The sequence below is a fragment of the Pseudomonas sp. FP2338 genome (genome assembly GCF_030687515.1).
GTDB lineage: Bacteria > Pseudomonadota > Gammaproteobacteria > Pseudomonadales > Pseudomonadaceae > Aquipseudomonas > Aquipseudomonas salomonii.
In genome coordinates this window covers 1,552,398-1,574,831 of the sequence record NZ_CP117436.1, presented here as the reverse complement: position 1 = coordinate 1,574,831, position 22,434 = coordinate 1,552,398, and the positions used below count along the sequence as shown (strand labels likewise).

General features: G+C 61.5%; 20 protein-coding genes. 8 read left to right on the top strand and 12 right to left on the bottom strand.

Annotation, left to right across the window (positions count from 1 at the left end; translation table 11 throughout):
* Positions 1–44: 44 nt before the first annotated feature.
* A complete protein-coding gene (locus PSH96_RS07065; RefSeq protein WP_305458427.1) occupies positions 45–1,139 on the bottom strand; it encodes a PLP-dependent cysteine synthase family protein in 1,095 nt (364 codons plus the stop codon).
* A 215-nt stretch (positions 1,140–1,354) separates the two neighbouring features.
* On the opposite strand from PSH96_RS07065, the gene nhaA reads away from it, so the two are divergent.
* Positions 1,355–2,530, top strand: coding sequence for a Na+/H+ antiporter NhaA (gene nhaA, locus PSH96_RS07060; RefSeq protein WP_305458425.1), 1,176 nt, complete (start codon positions 1,355–1,357; stop codon positions 2,528–2,530).
* Positions 2,531–2,741: 211 nt separating this feature from the next.
* On the top strand, positions 2,742–4,364 hold the full coding sequence (locus PSH96_RS07055) for a methyl-accepting chemotaxis protein (RefSeq protein ID WP_305458423.1): 1,623 nt from the start codon (positions 2,742–2,744) through the stop codon (positions 4,362–4,364).
* Positions 4,365–4,717: 353 nt separating this feature from the next.
* Here the strand turns inward: PSH96_RS07055 and PSH96_RS07050 are convergent, their stop codons facing one another.
* The 6 genes from PSH96_RS07050 to dinG all read right to left on the bottom strand — a co-directional run bounded on the left by PSH96_RS07050 (position 4,718) and on the right by dinG (position 13,215).
* Positions 4,718–5,182, bottom strand: coding sequence for a glycine zipper 2TM domain-containing protein (locus PSH96_RS07050; protein ID WP_056857494.1), 465 nt, complete (start codon positions 5,180–5,182; stop codon positions 4,718–4,720).
* A 262-nt stretch (positions 5,183–5,444) separates the two neighbouring features.
* A complete protein-coding gene (pdxH, locus tag PSH96_RS07045) occupies positions 5,445–6,092 on the bottom strand; it encodes a pyridoxamine 5'-phosphate oxidase (RefSeq protein ID WP_305458420.1) in 648 nt (215 codons plus the stop codon).
* A 28-nt stretch (positions 6,093–6,120) separates the two neighbouring features.
* Positions 6,121–7,287 (bottom strand): OmpA family protein, encoded by a 1,167-nt coding sequence (locus PSH96_RS07040; protein ID WP_305458418.1) that lies wholly within the window; start codon positions 7,285–7,287, stop codon positions 6,121–6,123.
* Positions 7,288–7,430: 143 nt separating this feature from the next.
* Entirely contained in the window at positions 7,431–8,576 is a 1,146-nt protein-coding gene (locus PSH96_RS07035; protein WP_017137194.1) for an EstA family serine hydrolase, read from the bottom strand.
* A gap of 82 nt (positions 8,577–8,658) precedes the next feature.
* Positions 8,659–10,956, bottom strand: coding sequence for a beta-galactosidase (locus tag PSH96_RS07030; protein WP_305458415.1), 2,298 nt, complete (start codon positions 10,954–10,956; stop codon positions 8,659–8,661).
* 114 nt (positions 10,957–11,070) lie between these two features.
* Complete coding sequence (dinG, locus tag PSH96_RS07025) at positions 11,071–13,215, bottom strand: ATP-dependent DNA helicase DinG (RefSeq protein ID WP_017137192.1); 2,145 nt, start codon at positions 13,213–13,215, stop codon at positions 11,071–11,073.
* 99 nt (positions 13,216–13,314) lie between these two features.
* Here dinG and PSH96_RS07020 point away from each other — a divergent pair, with 99 nt between their 5' ends.
* Complete coding sequence (locus PSH96_RS07020) at positions 13,315–13,779, top strand: CopD family protein (protein WP_305458413.1); 465 nt, start codon at positions 13,315–13,317, stop codon at positions 13,777–13,779.
* 104 nt (positions 13,780–13,883) lie between these two features.
* Here the strand turns inward: PSH96_RS07020 and PSH96_RS07015 are convergent, their stop codons facing one another.
* The 3 genes from PSH96_RS07015 to PSH96_RS07005 form a co-directional block, all read right to left on the bottom strand.
* Positions 13,884–14,642, bottom strand: a complete 759-nt coding sequence (locus tag PSH96_RS07015) for a hypothetical protein (RefSeq protein WP_056857500.1) — start codon at positions 14,640–14,642, stop codon at positions 13,884–13,886.
* Positions 14,635–14,928 carry a DUF1145 domain-containing protein gene (locus PSH96_RS07010; RefSeq protein WP_056857501.1) on the bottom strand — a complete coding sequence of 98 codons (294 nt, stop codon included), beginning with the start codon at positions 14,926–14,928 and terminating at the stop codon, positions 14,635–14,637. Before PSH96_RS07010 ends, PSH96_RS07015 begins: the two co-directional genes overlap by 8 nt.
* A 132-nt stretch (positions 14,929–15,060) precedes the next feature.
* Positions 15,061–15,756 (bottom strand): OmpA family protein, encoded by a 696-nt coding sequence (locus PSH96_RS07005; protein WP_305458411.1) that lies wholly within the window; start codon positions 15,754–15,756, stop codon positions 15,061–15,063.
* Between the two features lie 190 nt (positions 15,757–15,946).
* On the opposite strand from PSH96_RS07005, the gene PSH96_RS07000 reads away from it, so the two are divergent.
* From PSH96_RS07000 to PSH96_RS06985, 4 genes are read left to right on the top strand one after another with little or no spacing between them, the layout of a single operon-like run.
* Complete coding sequence (locus PSH96_RS07000) at positions 15,947–16,444, top strand: DUF6231 family protein (RefSeq protein WP_099485862.1); 498 nt, start codon at positions 15,947–15,949, stop codon at positions 16,442–16,444.
* A 4-nt stretch (positions 16,445–16,448) separates the two neighbouring features.
* On the top strand, positions 16,449–16,919 hold the full coding sequence (locus PSH96_RS06995) for a YchJ family protein (protein WP_305458409.1): 471 nt from the start codon (positions 16,449–16,451) through the stop codon (positions 16,917–16,919).
* Positions 16,920–16,940: 21 nt separating this feature from the next.
* Positions 16,941–17,423, top strand: a complete 483-nt coding sequence (locus tag PSH96_RS06990) for an LEA type 2 family protein (RefSeq protein ID WP_305458407.1) — start codon at positions 16,941–16,943, stop codon at positions 17,421–17,423.
* A complete protein-coding gene (locus tag PSH96_RS06985; protein ID WP_082463548.1) occupies positions 17,420–17,632 on the top strand; it encodes an SEC-C metal-binding domain-containing protein in 213 nt (70 codons plus the stop codon). Before PSH96_RS06990 ends, PSH96_RS06985 begins: the two co-directional genes overlap by 4 nt.
* Before the next feature lie 124 nt (positions 17,633–17,756).
* Here PSH96_RS06985 and PSH96_RS06980 read toward each other — a convergent pair whose 3' ends face one another.
* Entirely contained in the window at positions 17,757–19,142 is a 1,386-nt protein-coding gene (locus tag PSH96_RS06980) for an ATP-binding protein (protein WP_305458406.1), read from the bottom strand.
* A complete protein-coding gene (locus PSH96_RS06975; protein ID WP_056857506.1) occupies positions 19,139–19,849 on the bottom strand; it encodes a response regulator in 711 nt (236 codons plus the stop codon). The genes PSH96_RS06980 and PSH96_RS06975 overlap by 4 nt, the downstream gene beginning before the upstream one ends.
* A 197-nt stretch (positions 19,850–20,046) precedes the next feature.
* Here PSH96_RS06975 and PSH96_RS06970 point away from each other — a divergent pair, with 197 nt between their 5' ends.
* On the top strand, positions 20,047–22,431 hold the full coding sequence (locus PSH96_RS06970; RefSeq protein WP_305458404.1) for a TonB-dependent siderophore receptor: 2,385 nt from the start codon (positions 20,047–20,049) through the stop codon (positions 22,429–22,431).
* Positions 22,432–22,434: the final 3 nt, after the last annotated feature.

Below are 22,434 nucleotides of genomic sequence, written 5' to 3'. Positions count from 1 at the left end.
GCTTTCGCGAGCAAGCCCGCTCCCACATTTGGTTTTGCGTTTCGTCAAATGTTCGCGCGCAGGACGCTGGCAGGCAACGGCTCGCCCTTCTCTACACTGGCCGCAACGGCTGCAATCAAACCGCCCAGCTCATACCCCTGCTGCGCCAACCACACCTGATCGTAATAAGTGCTCGCATACCGCTCGCCTCCATCACACAAGATCGCCACGATCGACCCCGACTCCCCCGCCGCTTTCATCTGTAGCGCCGCGACCAAAGCACCCACCAGGTTCGTCCCGCTGGAACCACCCACCCGCCGCCCCAAACGCTCGGCCAGGTAATGCATGGCCGCCAATGACAGTGCATCCGGCACCTTGACCATCGCATCGATCACCTTGGGCAAAAACGACGCCTCGACCCGTGGCCGCCCAATCCCTTCGATGCGCGAGCCGCAGTCCAGACTCAAGCTGGCGTCGCCCGTCTGGTAGTAGTCAAAAAACACCGAACGCTCGGCATCGGCACACAGCACGCGGGTGCAATGCTGGCGATAACGCACATAGCGGCCCAGGGTCGCCGTGGTGCCGCCGGTGCCCGGGCTGGAAATCAACCAGCTCGGCTCCGGGTAATGCTCAAAGCGCATCTGCTGGAAGATCGACTCGGCGATGTTGTTGTTCGCCCGCCAGTCCGTCGCACGCTCGGCGTAGGTGAACTGGTCCATGAAGTGACCGCCACTTTCCTTCGCCAAGCGTTCGGACTCGGCGTAGATCTGCGTCGGATCCTTTACCAGATGGCTCTTGCCACCATAGAAGGCAATCTGCTCGATCTTCGCCTGGGAGGTGGTGGCCGGCATCACTGCAATAAACGGCAGGCCGAGCAAGCGCGCAAAGTACGCCTCCGACACCGCCGTAGACCCGCTGGACGCCTCGATCACCGGCGCGCCGGGCTTGAGCCAGCCATTGCACAACGCATACAGAAACAGCGAACGCGCCAGCCGATGCTTGAGGCTGCCGGTGGGGTGGCTGGACTCATCTTTGAAGTACAACTCGATACCCGGCAGCCCCGGCAACGGCAGAGGGATGAGGTGCGTGTCGGCGCTGCGCTGGAAGTCCGCTTCGATGATGCGGATGGCTTCGCGAGCCCAGGTACGGTGGTCGTTCATGAGGTGGGTCTCTAAGGGTTTCAGTCCCGATTTTAGGGGGTTTCCTACAGCGCACACAGATACAGTGACGACTCAAATAGACACACAATTGCTAGGCTTCGAAGCAAGCCCCGTCCTGACCGTCTCTTATAACAAATAAGAATATAACTTTTGTTTTAACAACTAACAGTACGGGTTAGGGTACCCACCTATTGAACCTTATTGGAGAGCATCCCTTGCCTCTGCGTAGCACTTTCACCCGTTTCTTCCAGCTGGAAGCCGCCAGCGGTCTGTTACTGATCGCCGCTGCCGCTTTGGCGCTGATCATCAATAACTCACCGTTGTCACATCTTTACGGCGCCTTCCTTGATACGCCGGTCGTGGCGCAGGTTGGCGCGCTGCAAATCGCCAAGCCGGCTCTGCTGTGGATCAACGATGGCCTGATGGCGCTGTTCTTCCTCTTGATCGGCCTGGAGGTCAAGCGCGAGTTGCTCGACGGCCACCTGTCCAAGCCATCGCAAGTGGTGTTGCCGGGTGCGGCCGCGATTGGCGGCATGGTGGTGCCCGCGCTGATCTACTGGGCGCTGAACAAGGACAACCCCGCCGCACTCGCCGGCTGGGCAATCCCGATGGCCACCGATATCGCTTTTGCACTCGGCGTCCTGGCCCTGCTTGGCAAGCGGGTGCCGGTGTCACTCAAGCTGTTCCTGATGACCCTGGCGATTATTGATGACCTGGGCGCCATCATCGTCATTGCGGTGTTCTACTCCGCCGAGTTGTCGAATGCGGCCCTGGCGGGCGCGGCCACGTGCCTGGTCGCCTTGATCGCGATGAACCGCCTGGGCGTCGTCAAACTCGGCCCGTACATGATCATCGGCTTGATCCTGTGGGTCTGCGTGCTCAAGAGTGGCGTGCACGCCACCCTGGCCGGGGTGACCTTGGCGTTCTGCATTCCACTGCGCACCAAAAATGCCGAACCCTCGCCACTGCTGACCCTGGAGCACGCCCTGCACCCGTGGGTGGCCTACACCATCCTGCCGTTGTTCGCCTTCGCCAACGCTGGCGTATCGCTGACCGGGGTCACCCTGGACAGCTTCACTCACCACGTACCCATGGGCATCGCCGCCGGCCTGCTGATCGGCAAGACCATCGGCGTGTTCGGCCTGACCTGGCTGGCGATCAAGACCGGTATCGCCGCCCTGCCCAGCGGCGCCAACTGGGGCCAGGTGCTGGGGGTGGCGATCCTGTGCGGTATCGGTTTCACCATGAGCCTGTTTGTCGGCTCCCTGGCGTTTGTGCCGGGCGCCAGTGAGTTCGCGGGTGAGGATCGGATGGGCATCCTGACCGGGTCGATCCTGGCAGCCTGTATTGGTTATGCGGTCACAGCCCTGGCCAGCCGCAAGAAAGCCTGAGCGCTCTGAAAGCTCCACAAAATGAAAGCCCCACAAAAAACCCCAACCGGTTACCCGGTTGGGGTTTTCTTTTGGCGAAGATGACACTTTTGCGCAACGCCTAAAGACTTTGCCCTGGCCGCCGACTAAGGATTGTGGCGATCCGCCTGCCCCGCCTGGGGCATCCGCCCGACACAGCTCTTCAACGCGTTCCCTGCCCGAGCGAAAACCCATGTTCCTGAGAAATATAAGAATTGCAGCCAGAGCCTTCATCGGCTTCGCTGCCATTGCGTCGCTGAGTGTGTTTCTCGGCCTGTTCGCGCTCAAGCAGATCGGCGAAGTGCAGTCCCAGGCTGCCGACATCCAAAACAACTGGATGCAGCGCGTGAGGATCCTGGCCCTGGCCAATGCCTCGCTGGATCGTTTTCGCTTGGGGGAAATGGCGCACATCCTGTCCGCAAGCGACGCCGACATGCAGACCTACGAGGACAAGTCCGCGGGGCGCCTGAAAAGCGTCAAGGAGCAACTGGCTCAATATGCCGCGCTGTTGCGCACGCCGGAGGAAAAATCGCGCCTGGAGGTGTTCAACCAAAGCCTGGAAGGGTACGCCAAGAACCACACCGAGATGCTCAAACGCTCGCGTTCAGGCGATAAGCCGGGCGCCCGTGACTTTCTCAACAGCATTCGAGAAAGCTATGAGCAGATGACCAAGAACTTCGATCAGTTGATCGACCTCGCCAACAAGGGCGCAGAACTTGCCGGCCAGACTTCCGTGGCCGCGTACCAGCATGCCGTGGGCGGTATCGCCATCGTCATCGTGCTGGTGAGTGGCGGCACGGTGCTGGTAGCCTGGCTGCTGACCCGCAGCATTACCGGCCCCATCATTGAGGCGGTACGGGTGGCTGAAACCATCGCCAAGGGCGATCTCACCCAGCCCATCAACCCGACCGGCAACGACGAAGCCACACGCCTGTTGCGGGCACAAGAGACCATGCGCAACAACCTGGTGCAGACACTGCGACAAATAACCGGCTCATCGAGCCAACTGGCGGCGGCGGCCGAGGAGCTGAACGCGGTCACCGCCGAGGGCAGCCGCGACCTGCAGCAGCAACATGGCGAAATCGAGCAGGCCGCCACCGCCGTCACCGAGATGACCACGGCCATTGAAGAGGTCGCCCGGAATGCCGCCACCACCTCCGACCTGTCCCAGGCGTCGCGCAGCATCGCCTTGAAAGGCCAGCAACGCATGCTTGAGGCGCTTACCTCCATCCAGGCCCTGACCCGCGGTGTAGAGCTAAGCTCCAGCCAAGTGGGCGGCCTGGCCGAGCAGGCCAAAGGCATCGGCAAGGTGCTTGACGTTATCCGCACCATTGCCGAGCAAACCAATTTGCTGGCACTGAACGCGGCCATCGAGGCGGCTCGCGCCGGGGATGCCGGCCGTGGTTTTGCCGTGGTCGCCGACGAAGTACGCGCCCTCGCCCATCGCACCGCGCAGTCGACCCAGGAAATCGAGCAGATGATTGGCAGCATCCAGACCAACACCGCCAGCACCGTCAACACCATGCTCGACAGCAGCACCATGACTCAGCAAACCATAGGCCTGGCCGAACTGGCGCAGCAAGCGCTGGCGGATATTCTTGCCGCCAATGACGAGATCAACAACCGCAACCTGGTGATTACCACGGCGGCGGCAGAGCAAGCTGACGTTGCCCGGGCGGTGGACCGCAACTTGCTGAACATTCAACAGCTGTCGATTCAGTCCGCTGAAGGCTCGACTCAGACCACCGCCGCTTCGCAATCGCTTGCCAGCCTGGCGCATGAGTTGAATACGATGGTGAAGCACTTTCAGGTGTGAAGTGATGGGGTGAAAACCTGCCCGGACACTGTAACTGTGGCGAGGGAGCTTGCTCCCGCTGGGTCGCGTAGCGGCCCCTGCTCTTTGCTTTAAAAGCATGGGACTGCTACGCCGTCCAACGGGAGCAAGCTCCCTCGCCACAGGCAAACTTGGACATACTCGGCCCTCCCTTAAGTTGGGCCTTACCTCCAGCTCACTTACCGGAACACAACTGCGGCCGCAAACCGGGTTTGCTCTAAAAAACCGCCCTGCAAAGGCGGTTTTTTATTGCCTGCGATTTTTCAGGAAGCCGCAGGCAATAAAAAACCCCAACCCGTCACCGGGTTGGGGTTTTGCGTTTCTACAACCAGCGCTTAGCGCGTTACACGGCTGGTGCCATTGACCGTCATGATGCGCACGCGGTCGCCAATGCGGAAGATTTCATTTTCCTCCACGGCCTGAACGTAGGCGCGCATGCTGCCATCGTCTTCGCGAACGGTGATTTCCACGCCCTGGGTGCGAGTCAGGCCTTCTTCGGTGGCCGAACCCAGCAAACCGCCAGCTACCGCGCCGATCACCGCGGTGACGATACTGCCACGGCCACCGCCGATGGCGCTGCCACCGACACCGCCGATAACCGCACCGGCAGCACCGCCGATTGGGGTCTTGGTGCCTTCGATTTTCACCGGACGCAGGGATTCAATGGTGCCCATGCGCACGGTCTGTACACGACGCGCTTCGTCACGGGAGTACGAGTCGCCGGTCAGACTCGAGGCGCAGCCACCCAACAGCAACGACAGGGTGGTAAAGCAGGCAACTAGTAAAACAGACTTACGCATAGCATCAACTCCAAAGGACAGGTATTCATTAGACGCCGCTGCTTGGCGCCTGTCACGGCAAGCACGCCACAAAATTGCTTTCATTCAGCCTGAGTACAGACTGCCAGCACCAGAAAACTCGACGAACGGTAGCTCCCGCCCTGATCCAAAAATCACCTGGAAGCGCTCTTCATTGTAGTCACGCAAGCAAAAACGCCGGAGTCTCTGTGTAGAGACTTCGGCGTGATGATCAACATTCAGCTGGAATGACGAAAGGTGAAGCTCAGGGCGCCAGGCGCTCGCGCGTCCACTCGCCCGCTTGCAGGCGATAGTTCAGGCGGTCATGCAGGCGACTGGCGCGGCCTTGCCAGAATTCGATGCGCTCCGGCAACAAACGATAGCCACCCCAGTGCTCCGGGCAGTCGGGCTGGGTATCGCTGAAGCGCTGTTCGGTGGCCTTGAGCAAATCCTGCAACTCTTGGCGGTCCCGAATAACCTGGCTTTGCGGCGAAGCCCAGGCCCCAAGACGGCTACCCAGCGGCCGGACCTGATAATAAGCATCCGACTCCTCAGGCGTGACCTTGACCACCCGCCCTTCGATGCGCACCTGGCGCTCCAGGGTCGGCCAGAAGAAGGTCATGGCCGCGAAAGGCCGTGCCGCAAGGTGTTCACCCTTGGCACTCTGATAGTTGGTGAAGAAGGTAAAACCCTGTGCATCCAGGCCCTTGAGCAGCAGGATGCGACAGTGCGGGCGACCCTCCTGGTCGACCGTCGCCAAGGTCATGGCATTGGCCTCCACCGGCGGCTGCTCGGTTTTCACCGCATCGCCAAACCATTGGTGGAACAACGCAAACGGCTCGTCCGGGGCCTGGGCCTCGCTCAAACCGTCCCGTGTGTAGTCACGGCGCATATCGGCCAGTGCCTGGGTCATGCGGTTTTATCCTTTTTGTTTCAACGGATCAGTTTTTCGCCTGGTCGTTTGCTGCGGGCGCGTCGGCCTTGGGTGCAGCTTTCTTCGCGGCCGGCTTGGCAGCGGCTTTTTTCGCAGCGGGCTTGGCGGCGGCTTTCTTGGCCGGAGCCTTTTTCGCCGGGGCGGCTTTTTTCGCGGCCGTGGCCGGTACTGGGGCCGGCGCAGTTTGCACCGCGACCATGTCGGCGACCGGTGGTTTGCCCGAGTTGTACTTGCTCAGCAGCGCCAACATAGTTGTACGCTGAGTGAACATGATTTCCATGCGACGGTTCAGCGCACGCCCCTGATTACTGTCGTTGGCGGCACGCGGCATAAGGTCGCCCATGCCGCGCAGCATCAAGCGATCCTGCTTCAAGCCGCTGAGGCTGAAGATAGACGCGATGGATTGCGCACGCTCTTTGGTCAACGCCTGGCTGGCCGGGGCGGTACCTGTGGCATCGACGTGACCCAGGACCAGAACCGCGGTCTTGGGGTCAGCTTCAACGGCCTTGGCAACACGTGTGAACGGGCCGAGTGTGACTGGCAGCAGCATTGCCGGGCGTTTCGGGTTGTAAGAGCCGTCAACCGGGGCAATCACCACCAGTACGTTGTCACGACGTTCCAGTTGCAGATTGCTGTCCTTGATGGCGGCGCGCAGACGCGGCTCATAATCATCCAGCCAGGCTTGGGTGATTTTCGGGTCGGGCATCTGCACGTTGGTCACATCGACCTTGGCCAGTGGCTTTGGCTTGCTTTCGAACGGCCACCACCATTTGGTTTCGGTGTCGGTCTTGGCGACGGCCGGCGCGGCATCCGGCGCGGAAGCGGGGGTTGCGGCCTTGAGGTCGGCTTTCAGGTCGGCCTTGGCATCCGCCGCCTTTTCGTCGGCGCGCTTGGCAGCGAATGGCCACCAGTTGAAGCCGGTGTCAGCCTTGGCTACCGGTGCAGGTGCAGACGCTGGAGCTGGAGCAGTAGCGGCTACAGGCTCGACAGGCTTGGCGCCGGCGGCAGGTTTGGCATCCGGTTTGGTGTCGGTTTGGGTCACTGCGTCCTTGGTAGCAGCCTTGTCAGATCCAAATGACCACCAGTGCCCACCTTCGGCATCACTTTGTGGAGTTTGTGCGCAGCCAGTAATAGTGAGGCACAGCGCCAGTGCCAAGGACTTGTTCGATAACATGAGGTATCCACAAAATGAGAAAAAAACGGGGGGCCTGGTTGACCCGTTAAACAGACGCTTAGAGAACAGTAAAGTTACACAATTTCGTTCAGCGCCTTCTTATACTTGCCTTTGTAACAAAAAAACGTGAAACAGCAAGCTCTTTACAGACAACCGGCCAATATTCCGACCAACTTCTGCGCACGCGGGTCCATAAGTACATAAGGGCCCAGTGTATTAGTCACGAAACCAAATGCTACATCGCGCTCAGGGTCGGCAAACCCCACCGAACCACCGGCGCCAGGGTGGCCAAACGCACGCGGGCCAAGGCCAAAGGTGGCATTGGGCAGTTGCGGTTGATCCAACATGCACCCCAAACCGAAACGGGTTTGAGTCAATAATGTTTTGTCTGGCCCGATACTGTGTTCGCGGGTCAATTGTTCGAGCATGTCGCTCTCAAGCAAACTACCGTCCAACAATCCGCTATAAAAACCCGCCAGGCTGCGCGCATTACCGTGACCATTTGCCGCTGGCTGCTGCATCCGCCGCCATTCGGGCTTATTAGTGCTGGTCAGAATAGACGGTGGGTTGGCAAATGCGCGGGTGGTCATGGCATTAGGTTCGCGCATCATTACTTGAAGTAACCGCTGCGCCGCTTCATCGCCCATATTGCCTTTGCTGCGCGCTATATGTGCCACCCGATAAAACTCTTCGTCCGCCAAACCGACATGGAAGTCCAGGCCCAATGGCCGCGCAACCCGCGCCACAATCGACTCACCCGGCCCACGCCCATCGGCACGGCGCAGCAACTCGCCAACCAGCCAGCCGTAGGTGATGGCCTCGTAGCCGTGCCCTTCGCCCGGTGTCCACCACGGGGCTTCGGCCGCCAGGGTGTCGACCATCAATGGCCAGTCATACAGGGCTTCGGTCGGCAACATCTGGCGAATCGCCGGCAGCCCGGCCTGGTGGCAAAGCAACTGGCGCAGCGTGATGGTTTCTTTACCCGCCGCTGCAAACTCGGGCCAGTAGTCGGCAACCGGCGCATCCAGTTTCAGCTTGCCTTCGGCAACCAGTTGCAAGGCCGTGACGGCGGTGAAGGTCTTGGTGCAAGAGAACAGGTTGACGATGGTGTCGCTGTGCCAGGCCTCGGCACCGTCCTTATCGGCGGTACCGGCCCACAGGTCGACGACGGTTTCGCCGCCGATCTGGATACACAGCCCGGCACCACGCTCCTGCGGATCATCGAACAACGCGGCAAACGCTTCACGTACCGCTTCGAACTGGAGCTCGTAATGACCCTGAATCTGCACCTAAGCCGCCTTGGAAAACACCGTAAGAAGTGGCCGACATTGTTCCAGTCATTGCGGGTTTTGTGAACCCGTCAATGATCAATCAATGGCCATTTCCAGAGTGCCCACCCGCATGCCCGGCGCCCTGCCCTGCGCCTTTGCCTTCATGCCCGGACTTGCCGCCTTCGTTCTCGCGAACCTTGCTGGCCGCCTTGGCTTTTTCGGCCTCCTTGCCCAGTTGGTCAACCGCCGCCAGGTTGCTTTTACGCACACTGTCGACAAAGCCCTGGAACGGCACATCGGTGATGCCCACCAGCCCGAAATGGCCGTTCTCGCCATCCAGCAGGCGCCCGGTGACCGGCTGGTCCAGGTACTGGAACCAATGCACGCCGACAATCGACGGCTCGGCCATGGCCTGCTTGAGAAAGTTGCTGTACGCCACGCCACGGTCTTCTTCACGGGCCAACTGCGTCACGCCGCCCCAGAACGGGCCACGGTCGGCCGAGCCGAAGTTGAACTCGGTGATCAGCACCGGCTTGTCCAGCGCGCGCAAGGCGGCAAAGTCATAACCATCCTGTGGCTTCAAGGTGTACATGTTGAAGCTCAGCACGTCGCAATACTGGGCACAGGACGCCACGGCCTCGGGCGTGCTGACGGCATACCGACCACCCAGCAGCAGCTGGTTGGGCGCGTGCCATTTCAACGAATCGGAGATGGTCTTGAAGTAGGCATCAGCGAAGGTCTTCTGGAAATATTTGAAGTCGGCTTCGATTTCCGGGTGCTCAGGGCTCGGCATCGGTGGCTCGAAGCCTGGGTCCTCCATCAGCTCCCAACCCGCCAGGTGGATGCCCCAGGCTTTCGACAGGCCTTCTTCGTTACGGTACTTGTCGCGCAATTGCTTGAGAAACGCGCGCTTGGCCGGTACATCGGTGGTCATGCGCAGCGTGCCGTAAGCCAAGGCGTAACGGGATTTTGGATCATCGCCGGGGCCGGCCCAGGCCAGCTCGTTGTCGGCAAAATAGCCGATCAGCCACGGATCATCACGGTGGTCGCGGGCGGCAATGGCCACGGCGCGTTCGGTGGCCATGGCAAAGCGCGGGTCGAACGGGTCGGGCATGCCACCCCACCAGTCGGTGCCGGTGCTGATGCTGGCGTAATCACCGACAATCGACAGCGGCAAGGTGTACGGCACGCGGTCGGCGCGGGCCAGGTCCTCATCGCTCCAGTTGCCCACGGTGTTGAAGCCCCAGGCTTGCAGGCGGTCGAGGGTGTGGCTGACCCAGCGCTTCTGGTCGAAACCTTCGCCGCCGTAGGTACGTTGCAAGTTGGCGCCGTAAAAATCGTACCAACGCCCTACACTGAAGCCCCGACCTTGATCGGCACCGTTGCCGCCCCGGTTATCGCCCCTGCCGTAATACTTGTCGAACGGTTCACCGGCCTTGGGCAACGCGGCGAACATCCACTCACGACCGGCCACGTAGGTCTGGTTGTTGTCCGGCGCCACAGTGTTAACACCCAACGAATAGAACGGATGGCCTTGCGGCGTCACCAGGTACCAGCGACCGTCACGCTTCTCGGTACGGAAAAAACCACTGGCGTCGAACGCCGGGCCTTTGTTCCAGCCGCCGTATGGGTCCAGAGCGGATTTGTCGCGCTCGGCCAGCCAGCCCTTGAGCTGCTGCTGCTCCTTGGCCGCTGCGGCTTTGAGTTGCTCGTCACTGCTGACCTTTTCCGGCCAGCGCGCACGGGTGGATTGGCCATACGCGTCCACCAGTTCGCTGTAGGCCGCCTTCAGTACCGGCTCGCTGTCCTGCACGCCAAAACGCTCAAGCAAAATGCTTTGGGCGGCGCTGGGCTTGAGCATGGACAGGGTGACCGAGGCCACCTGGCTGCGGTCGATCTCGCCGGCACTGGCGGCCAGCAATACACGCTGACCGTCCACGGTGATCGGCATCGGCGGGCCGGCCTTCATGCCCTGGCTCAACGGCGAGTTGGCCTGCAACGGGATCAACAGGGTCTGGGCCGGACCGGCCGGCAGGTCGATGCGGCTGACCAAGGTCTTGCCGTCAGTGCTCTGTACTTTGACATACAAGGTCAACGCCCAATCCATGGCGCTTTGGATACGCAGGCTCATGGCACCGGACTGCGACCAGTCCCACACGCCAGTCTGCGGGCTGAGCACCAGGCTCGGCTCGGCCGCCGGGTTGAAGGTGATGCGGCGCAGCACCTCGCCTTCGGGGGTTTGTTCGGCGTTGTATTGCGGCAGGCTGGCGTCCTGGGTCGCCACCTTGACCACATCGGCAGGCCGGACGAAGTTGAACAGCGTTTGTTGCCCGGCAGGCGCGGCCATCAAGGGCGAAGCGAACAACAAGGCAAAAAGAGCGGGCAGCGTGCGAATCATACGAACAAGGTTCTCCCAATCGGCCGATGACTGGCCTGATGACATAAAGCGTTGGCAGTGAGATAGACCACGAAGTGGGCGACTTCGCCCACAGTGGCTTAAGAAATTAGCGGCTTAAGAAATTTCGCGCCTGAAGGGCGGCAAGGCATTAAGGATAGCTTTGCCATAGCGCTGCGTGACCAAACGGCGGTCGAGCAAGGTGATGGTGCCGCGGTCTTCCTCGGTACGCAGCAAGCGACCGCAGGCCTGGACCAGCTTCAAGGACGCATCCGGCACCGAGATTTCCATGAACGGGTTACCGCCCCGCGCCTCGATCCACTCAGCCAAGGCTGCCTCGACCGGGTCATCCGGTACCGAGAACGGGATCTTGGCAATCACCACGTGCTCGCAATAGGCGCCGGGCAAGTCCACGCCTTCGGCAAAACTGGCGAGGCCGAACAGCACGCTGGAATCGCCGCCATCAACCCGCGCCTTGTGTTTGTTGAGGGTTTCCTGCTTGGACAGGTTGCCCTGAATAAACACTTGTTTGCGCCAGTCGCGGTCGAGGCCGTCGAACACGTCCTGCATCTGTTTACGCGACGAAAACAGCACCAGCGTGCCGCGTGAACCTTCGACCAGCTCCGGCAAGTCGCGAATAATCGCCGCCGTGTGCGCGGCCGCATCCCGTGGGTCGGCCTTGAGGTCCGGTACGCGCAGCACGCCAGCATCGGCATGGTGGAACGGGCTCGGCACCACGGCCGTCACCGCTTTTTTCGGCAACCCGGCGCGCATGCGGAAACGGTCGAAAGTGCCCAGGGCTGTCAGCGTGGCCGAGGTCACCAGGCAGCCATAGGCCACGTTCCACAAGTTGCGGCGCAGCATTTCGGCCGCGAGGATGGGGCTGGCGTTGACCTCGATATCAAACAACGCACCGCTTTCCGACAGGGTCAGCCAACGCGCCATCGGCGGGTTGTCTTCCGGGTCTTCGACGGTGAAGGCGGTCCACAACTCCCAGTTGCCCTGGGAGCGCGACAACAGGCTGCCGAACAGTGGGTACCATTCCTCGGCCTGGTTGCTGGCGATGCCGATATTGACCTCGCCGTCCATGCCTTCCTTGAGCAAGTCGGTGAGACGGGTGAACAGGTCGGTGAGGCGTGAAAAGCCCTTCTTCAGCTCAATGCCCATTTCGCGCATATGCTCGGGGATCAGCCCGCCGACAAAGCGGTGGCGCGGCCGCTCACGGCCCTCCACGTCTTCACCGGGCTTGAAGTCGGCGACTTGCTCGCAGGCGCTGAACATGAATTGCTGCTGGGTCTTGATCTCCCGCGCCAGCTCCGGCACTTGCTCGATCAATTTGCCCAAATCGCCGGGCAGCGGGTGCTGGGCCAGCAGTTTGGTGAGGTTCTTGGCGGTGGTTTCCAGCCAGTCGGCCGTGGAACGCAGGCGCGTGTAGTGGGCGAAGTGGCCGATGGCCTTGTCCGGCAGGTGGTGGCCTTCGTCAAATACGTAGAGGGTGTCGCGTGGGTCGGGCAATACCGCGCCGCCGCCCAGGGCCAGGTCGGCCAGTACCATGTCGTGGTTGGTGACGATCACGTCGACCTTGCCCATGCCTTCGCGGGCCTTGTAAAAGGCGCACTGGCCGAAATTGGGGCAATGGCGGTTGGTGCACTGGCTGTGGTCGGTGGTCAGGCGTGCCCAGTCCGAATCTTCCAGGGCAGTGGGCCAGCTGTCGCGGTCGCCGTCCCATTTATTGCCGGCCAGCTTCTCGATCATGCTGGTAAACAGCTTCTGGCTGACTTCATCCACCTCGATCTTGAAGCCTTCTTCTTCGAACAAGGAGGCAGTGGCTGTTTGCGCGTGGCCTTCCTGCAACAATACGTCGAGCTTGGACAGGCACATGTAGCGCCCACGCCCCTTGGCCAGGGCGAAGGTGAAGTTCAGGCCGCTGTTGCGCATCAGGTCGGGCAGGTCTTTGTAGACAATCTGTTCCTGGAGAGCGACGGTGGCGGTGGCAATCACCAGGCGCTTGCCGGCGGCCTTGGCGGTCGGGATCGCGGCCAGGCTGTAGGCCACGGTCTTGCCGGTGCCGGTGCCGGCCTCGACGGCCACGATCGCAGGGTCGCCACTGCGCCGACCTTCGTCGTCGGTGTCGATATCCCCGAGGACCTTGGCCACTTCGGCGATCATCAGGCGTTGGCCGTAGCGCGGTTTCAAGCTCTTGGCTTCGAGAAAACGCGAATAGGCGCCCTGGATCGTGGTTTTGAGTTCAGTGCTGATCATGGATAGTCGGGCGCAAAAAACGCTGGATAAATTTTCAGTGGTTCGGATCGGCCGCTATCATACCCCGCTAATTAATCCCGCGCAGAACGGAGTACCACAATGACCGCGTTTAGCCTCGCTTACACCCTGCATGTACTGGCCGCCCTGGTTTGGGTCGGCGGTATGTTTTTCGCCTGGATGATCCTGCGCCCCGCGGCCATGGCGGCACTTGAGGGCCCTGCCCGGCTCAAGCTGTGGGCAAATGTGTTTCAACGTTTTTTTGTGTGGGTCTGGGTCGCGGTGCTGATTTTGCCGATCAGCGGCGTCGGCCTGTTGCACCTGCGCTTCAGTGGTTTTGAGACCGCGCCGCGCTATGTACAGGTGATGATGGGTTTGTACCTGGTGATGACGGCGCTGTTTATCCGCATCCAGGCACTGAAGTTCCCGGAACTGCGCACGGCGGTGGCGGCTGAGGATTGGCCGGCGGGCGCGGCTGCGCTGGGGCAGATCCGCAAACTGGTGGGGATTAATTTGATAGTCGGGTTGGTGGTGGTGGCGATTGCTTCGGCGCGGCCGATGTTCTGAGGTTGTCTTTCAGGGCCTCATCGCGGGCAAGCCCGCTCCCACAGGTTGGAACGCATTCCAAATGTGGGAGCGGGCTTGCCCGCGATGGCGTCAGATCAGTCGCATCAAAGCCGCTGAATAGTCACAGCGCCCGCAGGCCCAGCCGGCCCCGGTTGGCCTTCCAGCCCTGGCCGGCCTTTATCACCGCCATCGGCGCGGTACACCAGGCAGCCCTTGGACTGCCCGCCTTTGCCCGGCTTGCCCGCCGTACCGGCCAAGCCGCCCGGCCCGCCGTCGACCCAGACCTTGATCTGCTCAGCCGGGAAGCTCTGTGGCAGCTCGACCCGCACAGTCGCCCCCGACGCGCCCGGCAGGCCGTCGCCGCCATTATCGCCATTGGCACCACGCCCGGCGGAACCCCAGGTGCAACCCGGGTCCACGCCGTTGGCGCCATCCAGGCCGGCATAACCTTGGGCACCGGCGCCGCCACGGGCGTCCACCGAGAGCTCATCGGCGGTCAGCGCGTTAATGCGCAGCACCAGGTCACGCCCGGCCTTGGCCGGCCTTTCGTGGGTACCGGGAGCCCCGCGCGACGTGATCTGGCTGCCATGCTCCAACTGCGCATTACGCACCTGCAATTGCAGCGCGGTATTGCCGGGGGCGATGGTGATGCGCGCCTCACGGCCCAGGTGCAGCTCATCCACGGTCACTTGGCTGATGGTGGCCGGCACCAGCAATGTGCCGTAGTCCGCCACATCCAGGCGCTCCAGTTGCAACACGCTGGTGCTGCTGGGCAGGCGCATCAGCGAGTTGGTTTCGACACTGACGCTCTGCGCCAGAGCAATGGGGCTGACCAACAGGGCCAACAGAAAAACCTTATGCATGATTGGCCTCCTTGTTCGTTTCATTAACCGTTGCAGGCGCCGACAGGCCCCGCACATGGAACATCCCCACCAGCAGAATCTGCAAGCGGTCACGCCAAGGGTGGGCACGGTGTTTCAAGCTGCTGTTGAACAACAGCAATTCAAGCAGGTGGGTAAGCAACAACAGACTGCCAGCCAGGCTGACCAACAGGTGAAACGGATTGGTCAGCGGCCGGAACAGGTTGACCAGCACCACCACCCAGAACAGCAACGTCAGAAACTTCCCCAGCCCCCAAAACACCTTCATCCCGCATGCCCCTGCCTATTATTCTTTGGGCGCACAGTACCGACTTCTGCAGGCGATATGCCAGTGAAGGATGAAAAAACTTGCCAGGGCTCGCCGCCACTGCCCCTGCGGCGCCCGCAGGGGCAGGGGCTGTCAGCGGTTGATCTGGATTTCCACGCGACGGTTCAACGCACGCCCTTCAGCGGTTTTGTTGTCGGCCACTGGGTGGCTTTCGCCGGCACCGGTCACCGAGACAAAGTTGCTGCGAGGCACACCGGAGCTCACCAGGTAATCCGTCACCGAGTGGGCGCGTTTTTCCGAGAGCTTCTGGTTGTAGGCATCTTTACCGACGCTATCGGTATGCCCGCTGACCCGCAGCTGCGCGCCTGGGGCTTCTTGTTTCAGGCGCGTGGCGATGGTGTCGAGTTTGGTTTTGTCCGCGGCCGTCAGCTTGGCGGAGTCGAACTGGAAGTGCACATCACGAATCACGATGGTTTCTTCCTTGACCACCACCACTTCCTCAACCACTGCGGCCGGCGGTGCGGGTGGGCAACCGTTGGCATCGACCTGCACGCCTTTTGGCGTGCCAGGGCACTTGTCACGGCTGTCCGGCACACCGTCACCATCTTCGTCGCCATCGCCATGCACCCAGCAATAGGCGCCGGCCATGCCGCCAATCAACAGCGCGCCTGCGCCGGCGTAGGCTGAACTTTCAGTAGCGCCAATCGCGGCGCCCGTCACACCACCGACTGCAGCACAGGTGGGCCAATCGGTTTTTTGCAACCCTGCGCAACCTGTCAATACTCCGGTTAGCAGAACCAAGGGTAGAGCTGTCCGCATGATGCTCATGTGATTTCTCCTGAGGGTATCGGCGGGGGCCGACAGGTGGAGTAAAGACCGCTCTTTTCATCTGCGCCAGTACGCCACACCCCCGGTTTCATTGAGGATCGCCGCACTTGTAGGACTTTTCGCCGCCACCCGCTCTAGGCCCGCACGCTCAGCCGCGCTAGTCTCTAGGGTTCTGATGTGAGGATCTGTGATGACCGCTGGTATTTCTTCCCGTACACCCCAGCAAGCCCTGGCGGCTTTGCTCGATTTGCACCGGCCCAAACGCCTGTTGCTGTTGGGCGCCAGCCAGTTCCCGGCGCTGGAGGCGTTTCAAGCCGAGCATCCTGACACCGTCGTCGCCGTCGCCCCGCCCGGGCCGTTGCCGCCGGAACTGGCGGCGCAGCGTTTTGACCTGGCGCTGGTGGTCGACTGCCTGGAGCACCTGTCAAAACCGCAAGGCCTGACCCTGCTCGGCGGGATTCGCAACCTTAATAGCAGCCGCATTGCGGTGCTGGCGGACCTGAACGCCTGCGACTGGAAGGACACCGACTTCTTCTCCCTCGCGCTGCAAGCCGGCGAGCGTTTCCAGCGTGATGAGCAGGTGCTGACGCTGTTTACCTACGATCTGCTTGACTATAAACAGGTGCCCGACTGGCTCAACGCCCGTTTCTGGGCCAACCCGGAAAATTTTGGAAAGTATTGGTGGTAACCCGATGAGTACATCCATTTGCCCCTGCGGCAGCGGCAACCTGCTGGATGCCTGCTGCGGCCACTATCACGCCGGCCACCCCGCGCCCTGCGCCACCGCGCTGATGCGCTCGCGCTACAGCGCCTACGTGCTGGGCCTGGTGGATTACCTGGTGGCCACCACCGTGCCTGCGCAGCAAGCTGGCCTGGACCGCACCGCGATCAGCGCTTGGAGCGCGCAGAGCACTTGGCTGGGCCTGGAGGTGGAAAGTTCGGAAGTGTTCGGCGGCCAGCCGGAACACGCATTCGTGACCTTTACCGCACGCTGGCATGACAGCACCGGCGAACACAGCCACCGTGAGCAGTCTTCTTTCGTACAGAATGACGGGCGCTGGTACTTCATCGACCCGACGGTTGAGGTGAAGGCCGGGCGCAATGATGTATGTTTGTGCGGCAGCGGCCAAAAATTCAAGAAGTGCTGTTCCAGCTACCTCTAATCACCTCACAGGGAAAACGCCATGCTTCGGATGTACAGCTTGATGCTGGCGTTAACCCTGAGCCTCACTGGCTGCGCGTCGTGGTTCGAAGACGATACGCCTACGCCCCACATTGCCCTGGTGAAAGTCGAGGTGGTGCGGGCCAAGCTGCTGGAGCAGAAATTCAAACTGTGGTTTCGCGTCGACAACCGCGACGATGCCGACCTCACGGTGCGCGGCCTGATCTACAAGGTCAGCCTGGGCGGTTTTGTGCTCACCGAAGGCGAGTCCAATGAATGGCTGACCATACCGCCACGCAGCCATGGGTTTTTTCGGGTGAAGGTGCGCACCAACCTCTGGCCGCAGATCCGCGATGTGGTGCAAATGCTCAAAAACCCGACCAAGCCCGTGCCCTATCGCCTGGAAGGCGAGCTGAAAACCGGATTATTCATCGGTAATGACGTGCAGGTCGCCCACAATGGCGAGATAATCCCCGGCGATTTTATTCCGGAGCGACATCGATGACTCAGCAACCCCATGTCCATGGTCCTGACTGCAACCACGATCACGACCACCATGATCACGGCCATGATCACGACCACGGCCATGTCCACGGCCCGAACTGCGGCCACGCTCACCAGGAGCCGGTGCGCAACGCGTTGAAGGACGTGGGTCGCAACGATCCGTGCCCGTGCGGCAGTGAGAAGAAATTCAAGAAGTGCCACGGGGCCTGATGCCCTGAATGCAGTCAGTGTGGGAGCTGGCTTGCCTGCGATAGCGGTGGGTCAGCTGACACAGGTTTAGCTGTCAGACCGCCATCGCAGGCAAGCCAGCTCCCACATTGGATCGTATTGCAGCTCAGGATTTGCGTTGAAACTGCAACACCACCTCCAATCCCCCGCCTTCCCGATTACTCAAACTCAACCGCCCCTCATGCGCCCGCGCAATGGTGTGCGCAATGCTCAGCCCCAACCCATACCCGCCCGTGTCGGCGTTGCGTGAGCCTTCGACCCGGTAAAACGGTTCCATCACCTGCTCCAACTGTTCCTGGGGAATCCCCGGGCCACGGTCACTGATGACGATTTTTAAGCTGTCCGCTTGATCCTCCACCCGCACCACCACGTCTCGGCCATAACGCACCGCGTTTTCCAGCAGGTTCTGTACACAGCGCTTGAGGCTGCGCGCGTACCCCGGCAATGGTTGCCGGGCGCGACCGACAATGGTCACGCTTTCGCCCACGTCTTCCAGGTCGGCCTGCAGGCTTTGCAGCAAGGCATTGATGTCGATGTTCTGCCGCGTCTCGTTGATTTCGCCGCTGCTGACAAAATCCAGAGTGCTGGAGACCATGTGTTCCATTTCTTCCAGGTCGCTGCGAAAACGCTCCTTGGTGCGCGTGTCTTCGAGCATCTCGGTGCGCAGGCGCAGGCGAGTGATCGGCGAGCGCAGGTCGTGGGAAATCGCCGCCAGAAAGCGCGTGCGCTCGGCAATATTGGCAATCAGCCGTTGCTGCATCGCATTAAACGCCTGGGCTGCGCGGCGCACTTCGGTGGGGCCGTCCAACGCTAACGGCGGGCGCTGGATATCCCGGCCCAAGGCTTCGGCGGCCCTGGCCAAGGCGTTGAGCGGGCGAATGGCCAGGCGCACCGCCACCAGCGCGATAATCACCAGCACCAGCACGCGCAGCAAATAGATGCGCATCACGTAGTCGAACAGCAAGTCCAGCGGCGACGTGCTGGTCCAGCCCTGCTCTTCGCTGGCGTCCACCTGCAACCAGCGCCCATCGGGCAAGCGCAGGTCGATCAGGAACTGCCCGATGACCGGCTTGGAACTGAGCAGGGTCGAGAGCCCGGCGCTTTGCCCTTCGCCATCGACCAGAGACAGGCGCAACAACATCAGGGTCTGGGCATAACCGGTTTTCTCCGTCAGCACTTTATTGATCAGCCGCTCGGTGGGCCGGTCGCTGTCGGTCAGCGTGCTGGGGGTGTGGCTGGCCTGATCGCTCAAGGTCAGTTGAAAATGCGGGGTGTTGAGCAGTTTGATCAACTGGTCGGCCTGCTGCGGGTCGTTGTGCACCAGGCGCACTACATCTGCCAGGCGCGTGGCGATCAGCCGTGCAGGAATTTCCAGCACCTGGCCATGCCGACGGTCATACCAGATGCTGCTGGTCAGCGCCTGGGCCGCGAGCATGCCGCTGACCAGAATCAGCACCAGCCGCCCGAACAGCGAACGCGGCAGCAGTCTCACGACTCCAGCACCACATCATCGGCGGTGAGCATGTAGCCCTCGTTGCGCACGGTTTTGATCAGCCCTGCCGGTAGCTGCGAGCGCAGGCGGCTGACGCACACGTCGATGGAGCGGTCGAACGGCGTGCTGTCCTTGTCGAACACATGGTTGAGCAAAAAGTCGCGACTCAACGGCCTGTTAGGGTGCTGCAACAGCAGGCGCAGCACGCGGTAATCGGAGTTACCCAGGCTCACCACCACGCCCTCGGGCGTGAGCAATTGCCGCGCCCGTGTGTCGAGTTGCCAGCCGGCAAACCGGATGCTCGGCGCCTCGTCCAGCCGCGCGCGGTCCGGAAAGCTCTGCACCCGGCGCAGCACCACCTTGATCCGCACCAGCAACTCACGCGGGTCGAACGGTTTGGGCAGGTAGTCGTCGGCGCCGATTTCCAGGCCGACGATGCGGTCGATCAACGAGCCTTTGGCGGTGAGCATCACCACCGGCGTGTTGGAACTGACGCGCAGTTCGCGGCACAGGCTCAAGCCGTCCTCGCCGGGCAGCATCAGGTCGAGCACGATCAGGTCGATCACATTCAGCGCCAGGCGGCGGCGCATTTCCTTGCCGTCGGCGGCGGTGGACACCTGAAAACCGGCGTCGCTCAAGTAGTCGCAGAGCAACTGACGGATTTGCGGGTCATCATCAACGATCAGCAGGTGGTCAAGCTTGGCCATGGGCAGTCAATCCGAAAACTCAAAACGCAGGAGATAGCCGAACATTCATCCAGCGATACACGCAAATGTAATGGAATGTTGTGGGAAACCATAATCACGCACTAGCGATACAAAGCCAGGGCATGGCAGGCGGAATCGCTCTTTAGACTACCGAACCTGAATGAGAGTAATTGTAATTTAGACTCGGATCATCACCTATGTCATTGCCCACGCCCCAACGTCACACGCTGCACACAACCCTGGCACCGATGTTCGGTTTCCTCGCCGCTGGCAGTGTTGCGCCGACCGCCTGGGCCGATGCGCCGGCCGCCGCGCCCAATGATTCGGTGGTGAGCCTGCCGCAGATCACGGTCGACGGCCAGGAAGCCAGCTCCACCTTCAAAGTCGACCGTGTGACCTCGGCCAAAATCAGCCAGCCGCTGCTCGACGCCCCGCAAAGCGTGACCATCGTGCCGCAGCAGGTGCTCAAGGAGCAGAACGCGCAGACCCTGCAGGAAGTGTTGCGCAACGTGCCCGGCATCACCTTCATGTCCGGCGAAGGCAACCTGGGCTGGGGCGATCTGTTTTCGATTCGCGGGTTTTCCTCCGAGCAAAGCCTGACCGTCGACGGCGTGCGCGACGCGGGCATGTCCACGCGCACCGACACTTTCAACCTGCAACAGGCCGAAGTGTTCAAGGGCACCGGCTCGATCGAGTCCGGCGTTTCCGCCGTGGGTGGCAGCGTTAACCTGGTGAGCAAAGAAGCGCACCTGGGCGATGCCAACAAGGTGTCCGCCGGGATCGGCACCGACAGCTACCGTCGCCTCACCGCCGACCTTAATAAACAGCTGAACGACACCACCGCCGTGCGCATCAACCTGATGAAGCACTACAACCAAGTGGCCGACCGCGATGACGTGGACTACGACCGCTGGGGCATCGCCACCTCGTTCGGCTTCGGCCTGGGCACCGACACGCGTTTCTTCGTCGACACCTTCTACCAGAAAGACACCAACACCCCGGACGGCGGCGTACCGATCCAACGTGGCACCGACGGCCACCGCATGCCCGGCGTCAAACGCTCCGACTGGTACGGCGACTCCAGCCTGTATACCCAGGAGAACGAAACCACCTCGCTGACCGCCCGCTTCGAGCATGACTTTGACTGGAACGAGGCCCACCTGCGCAACCAGACCCGCTGGGAACGCAGCGACAACTTCGCCGTGCTGTCGCCGGCACGCTTCTTCGCCGCCGACGCCAGCGGCAAAAAAACCTGCAGCGGCGCCCGCTGTGCGGCCTTGGGCTACACCGGCGTAGGCCCAATCAGCCAAGTGCCCGGCAGCACCGTGAATGCCTACACCGACTACGTGAACAACAGCAACACCGGCTACGGCATCCTGCGGGGCAGCGACTTTGGCTTGTCCAAGCGCTATACCATCCTGGATAACCAGACTGACTTCAGCTTCACGTTCAACACCGGCAGCCTGCAGCACGCCGTGGTCAGCGGCCTGGAGTTCTATCACGAGACGTATGGCGGCCTGAAACGCAACGCCGAAGTGCCGGCCGGCGACCTATTCTTCAACATGAACGACCCCAGCCACAGCTTCGCCAGCACCTACGTGACCAAGGGCGAAGGCGACCCGCGCTCGGTGATCGATAACGCCGGTGTCTACGCGGGCGACACCGTCACCCTCAACGAACAATGGCAAGTGCTTGGCTCGCTGCGCTACGACAACTGGCGCGCGCAAACCCGCCAGCGCGGCCAGGCCGACATCAGCAGCACCGACGGCGCGGTGAGCGGTCGCGTCGGCGCGGTGTACAAGCCGTTGCCGAACGGCAGCATCTACGTGTCCTACAGCGAGGCGGCGCAACCGTCGGCGCTGGGCGCGTCCACCAACAACCAGATCTACGGCGCGTCCACCACCAGCAACTACAGCCCGGCCAAGTCGAAAACCTACGAGATCGGCACCAAGTGGGACATTGCCCACGACAGGCTCAATGTCACCGCGGCGATCTTCCGCACCGAACTGGACAACGCCTGGGAATACCAGGACGGCGAATCCGCGCCGGTGCGCGCCCTGCCCGCCAAGCGTGTGGACGGCATCGAACTCGGCCTGCAAGGCAACATCACCCCACGCTGGACCGCCTACACCGGTTTTTCGGCGCTCAAAAGCACGCAGACCAAAGGCATCAATAAAGGTGCGGAAGCCAAGAACGTCCCCGACCTGACCGCCAACCTGTGGACCACCTACGCCGTCACCGACGCCCTGAGCCTCAGCTACGGCGAGCAATACGTGGGTCGTCGCCGCTACAGCGACAACCAGTATGTCGGCGGTTTGAACAACAACAGCAGCTACGCCAATGGCCCGTCCGGCGTGTATGCGATCTACACACGCGACCACGAAAAAGCCCCCGGTTACTGGCTGAGCAGCCTGGCGGCGCAATACAAGGTGAACAAGGACACCACGGTCAACCTCAACCTCAACAACGTTTTCAACACGTTCTACTACAGCCAGGTCGGCGCGTCCCTCGACGGCTTCCAGCTCTACGGCATCCCAGGCGCCGGTCGCACGCTCACCGCCAGTGTCGATTATGAATTCTGATTG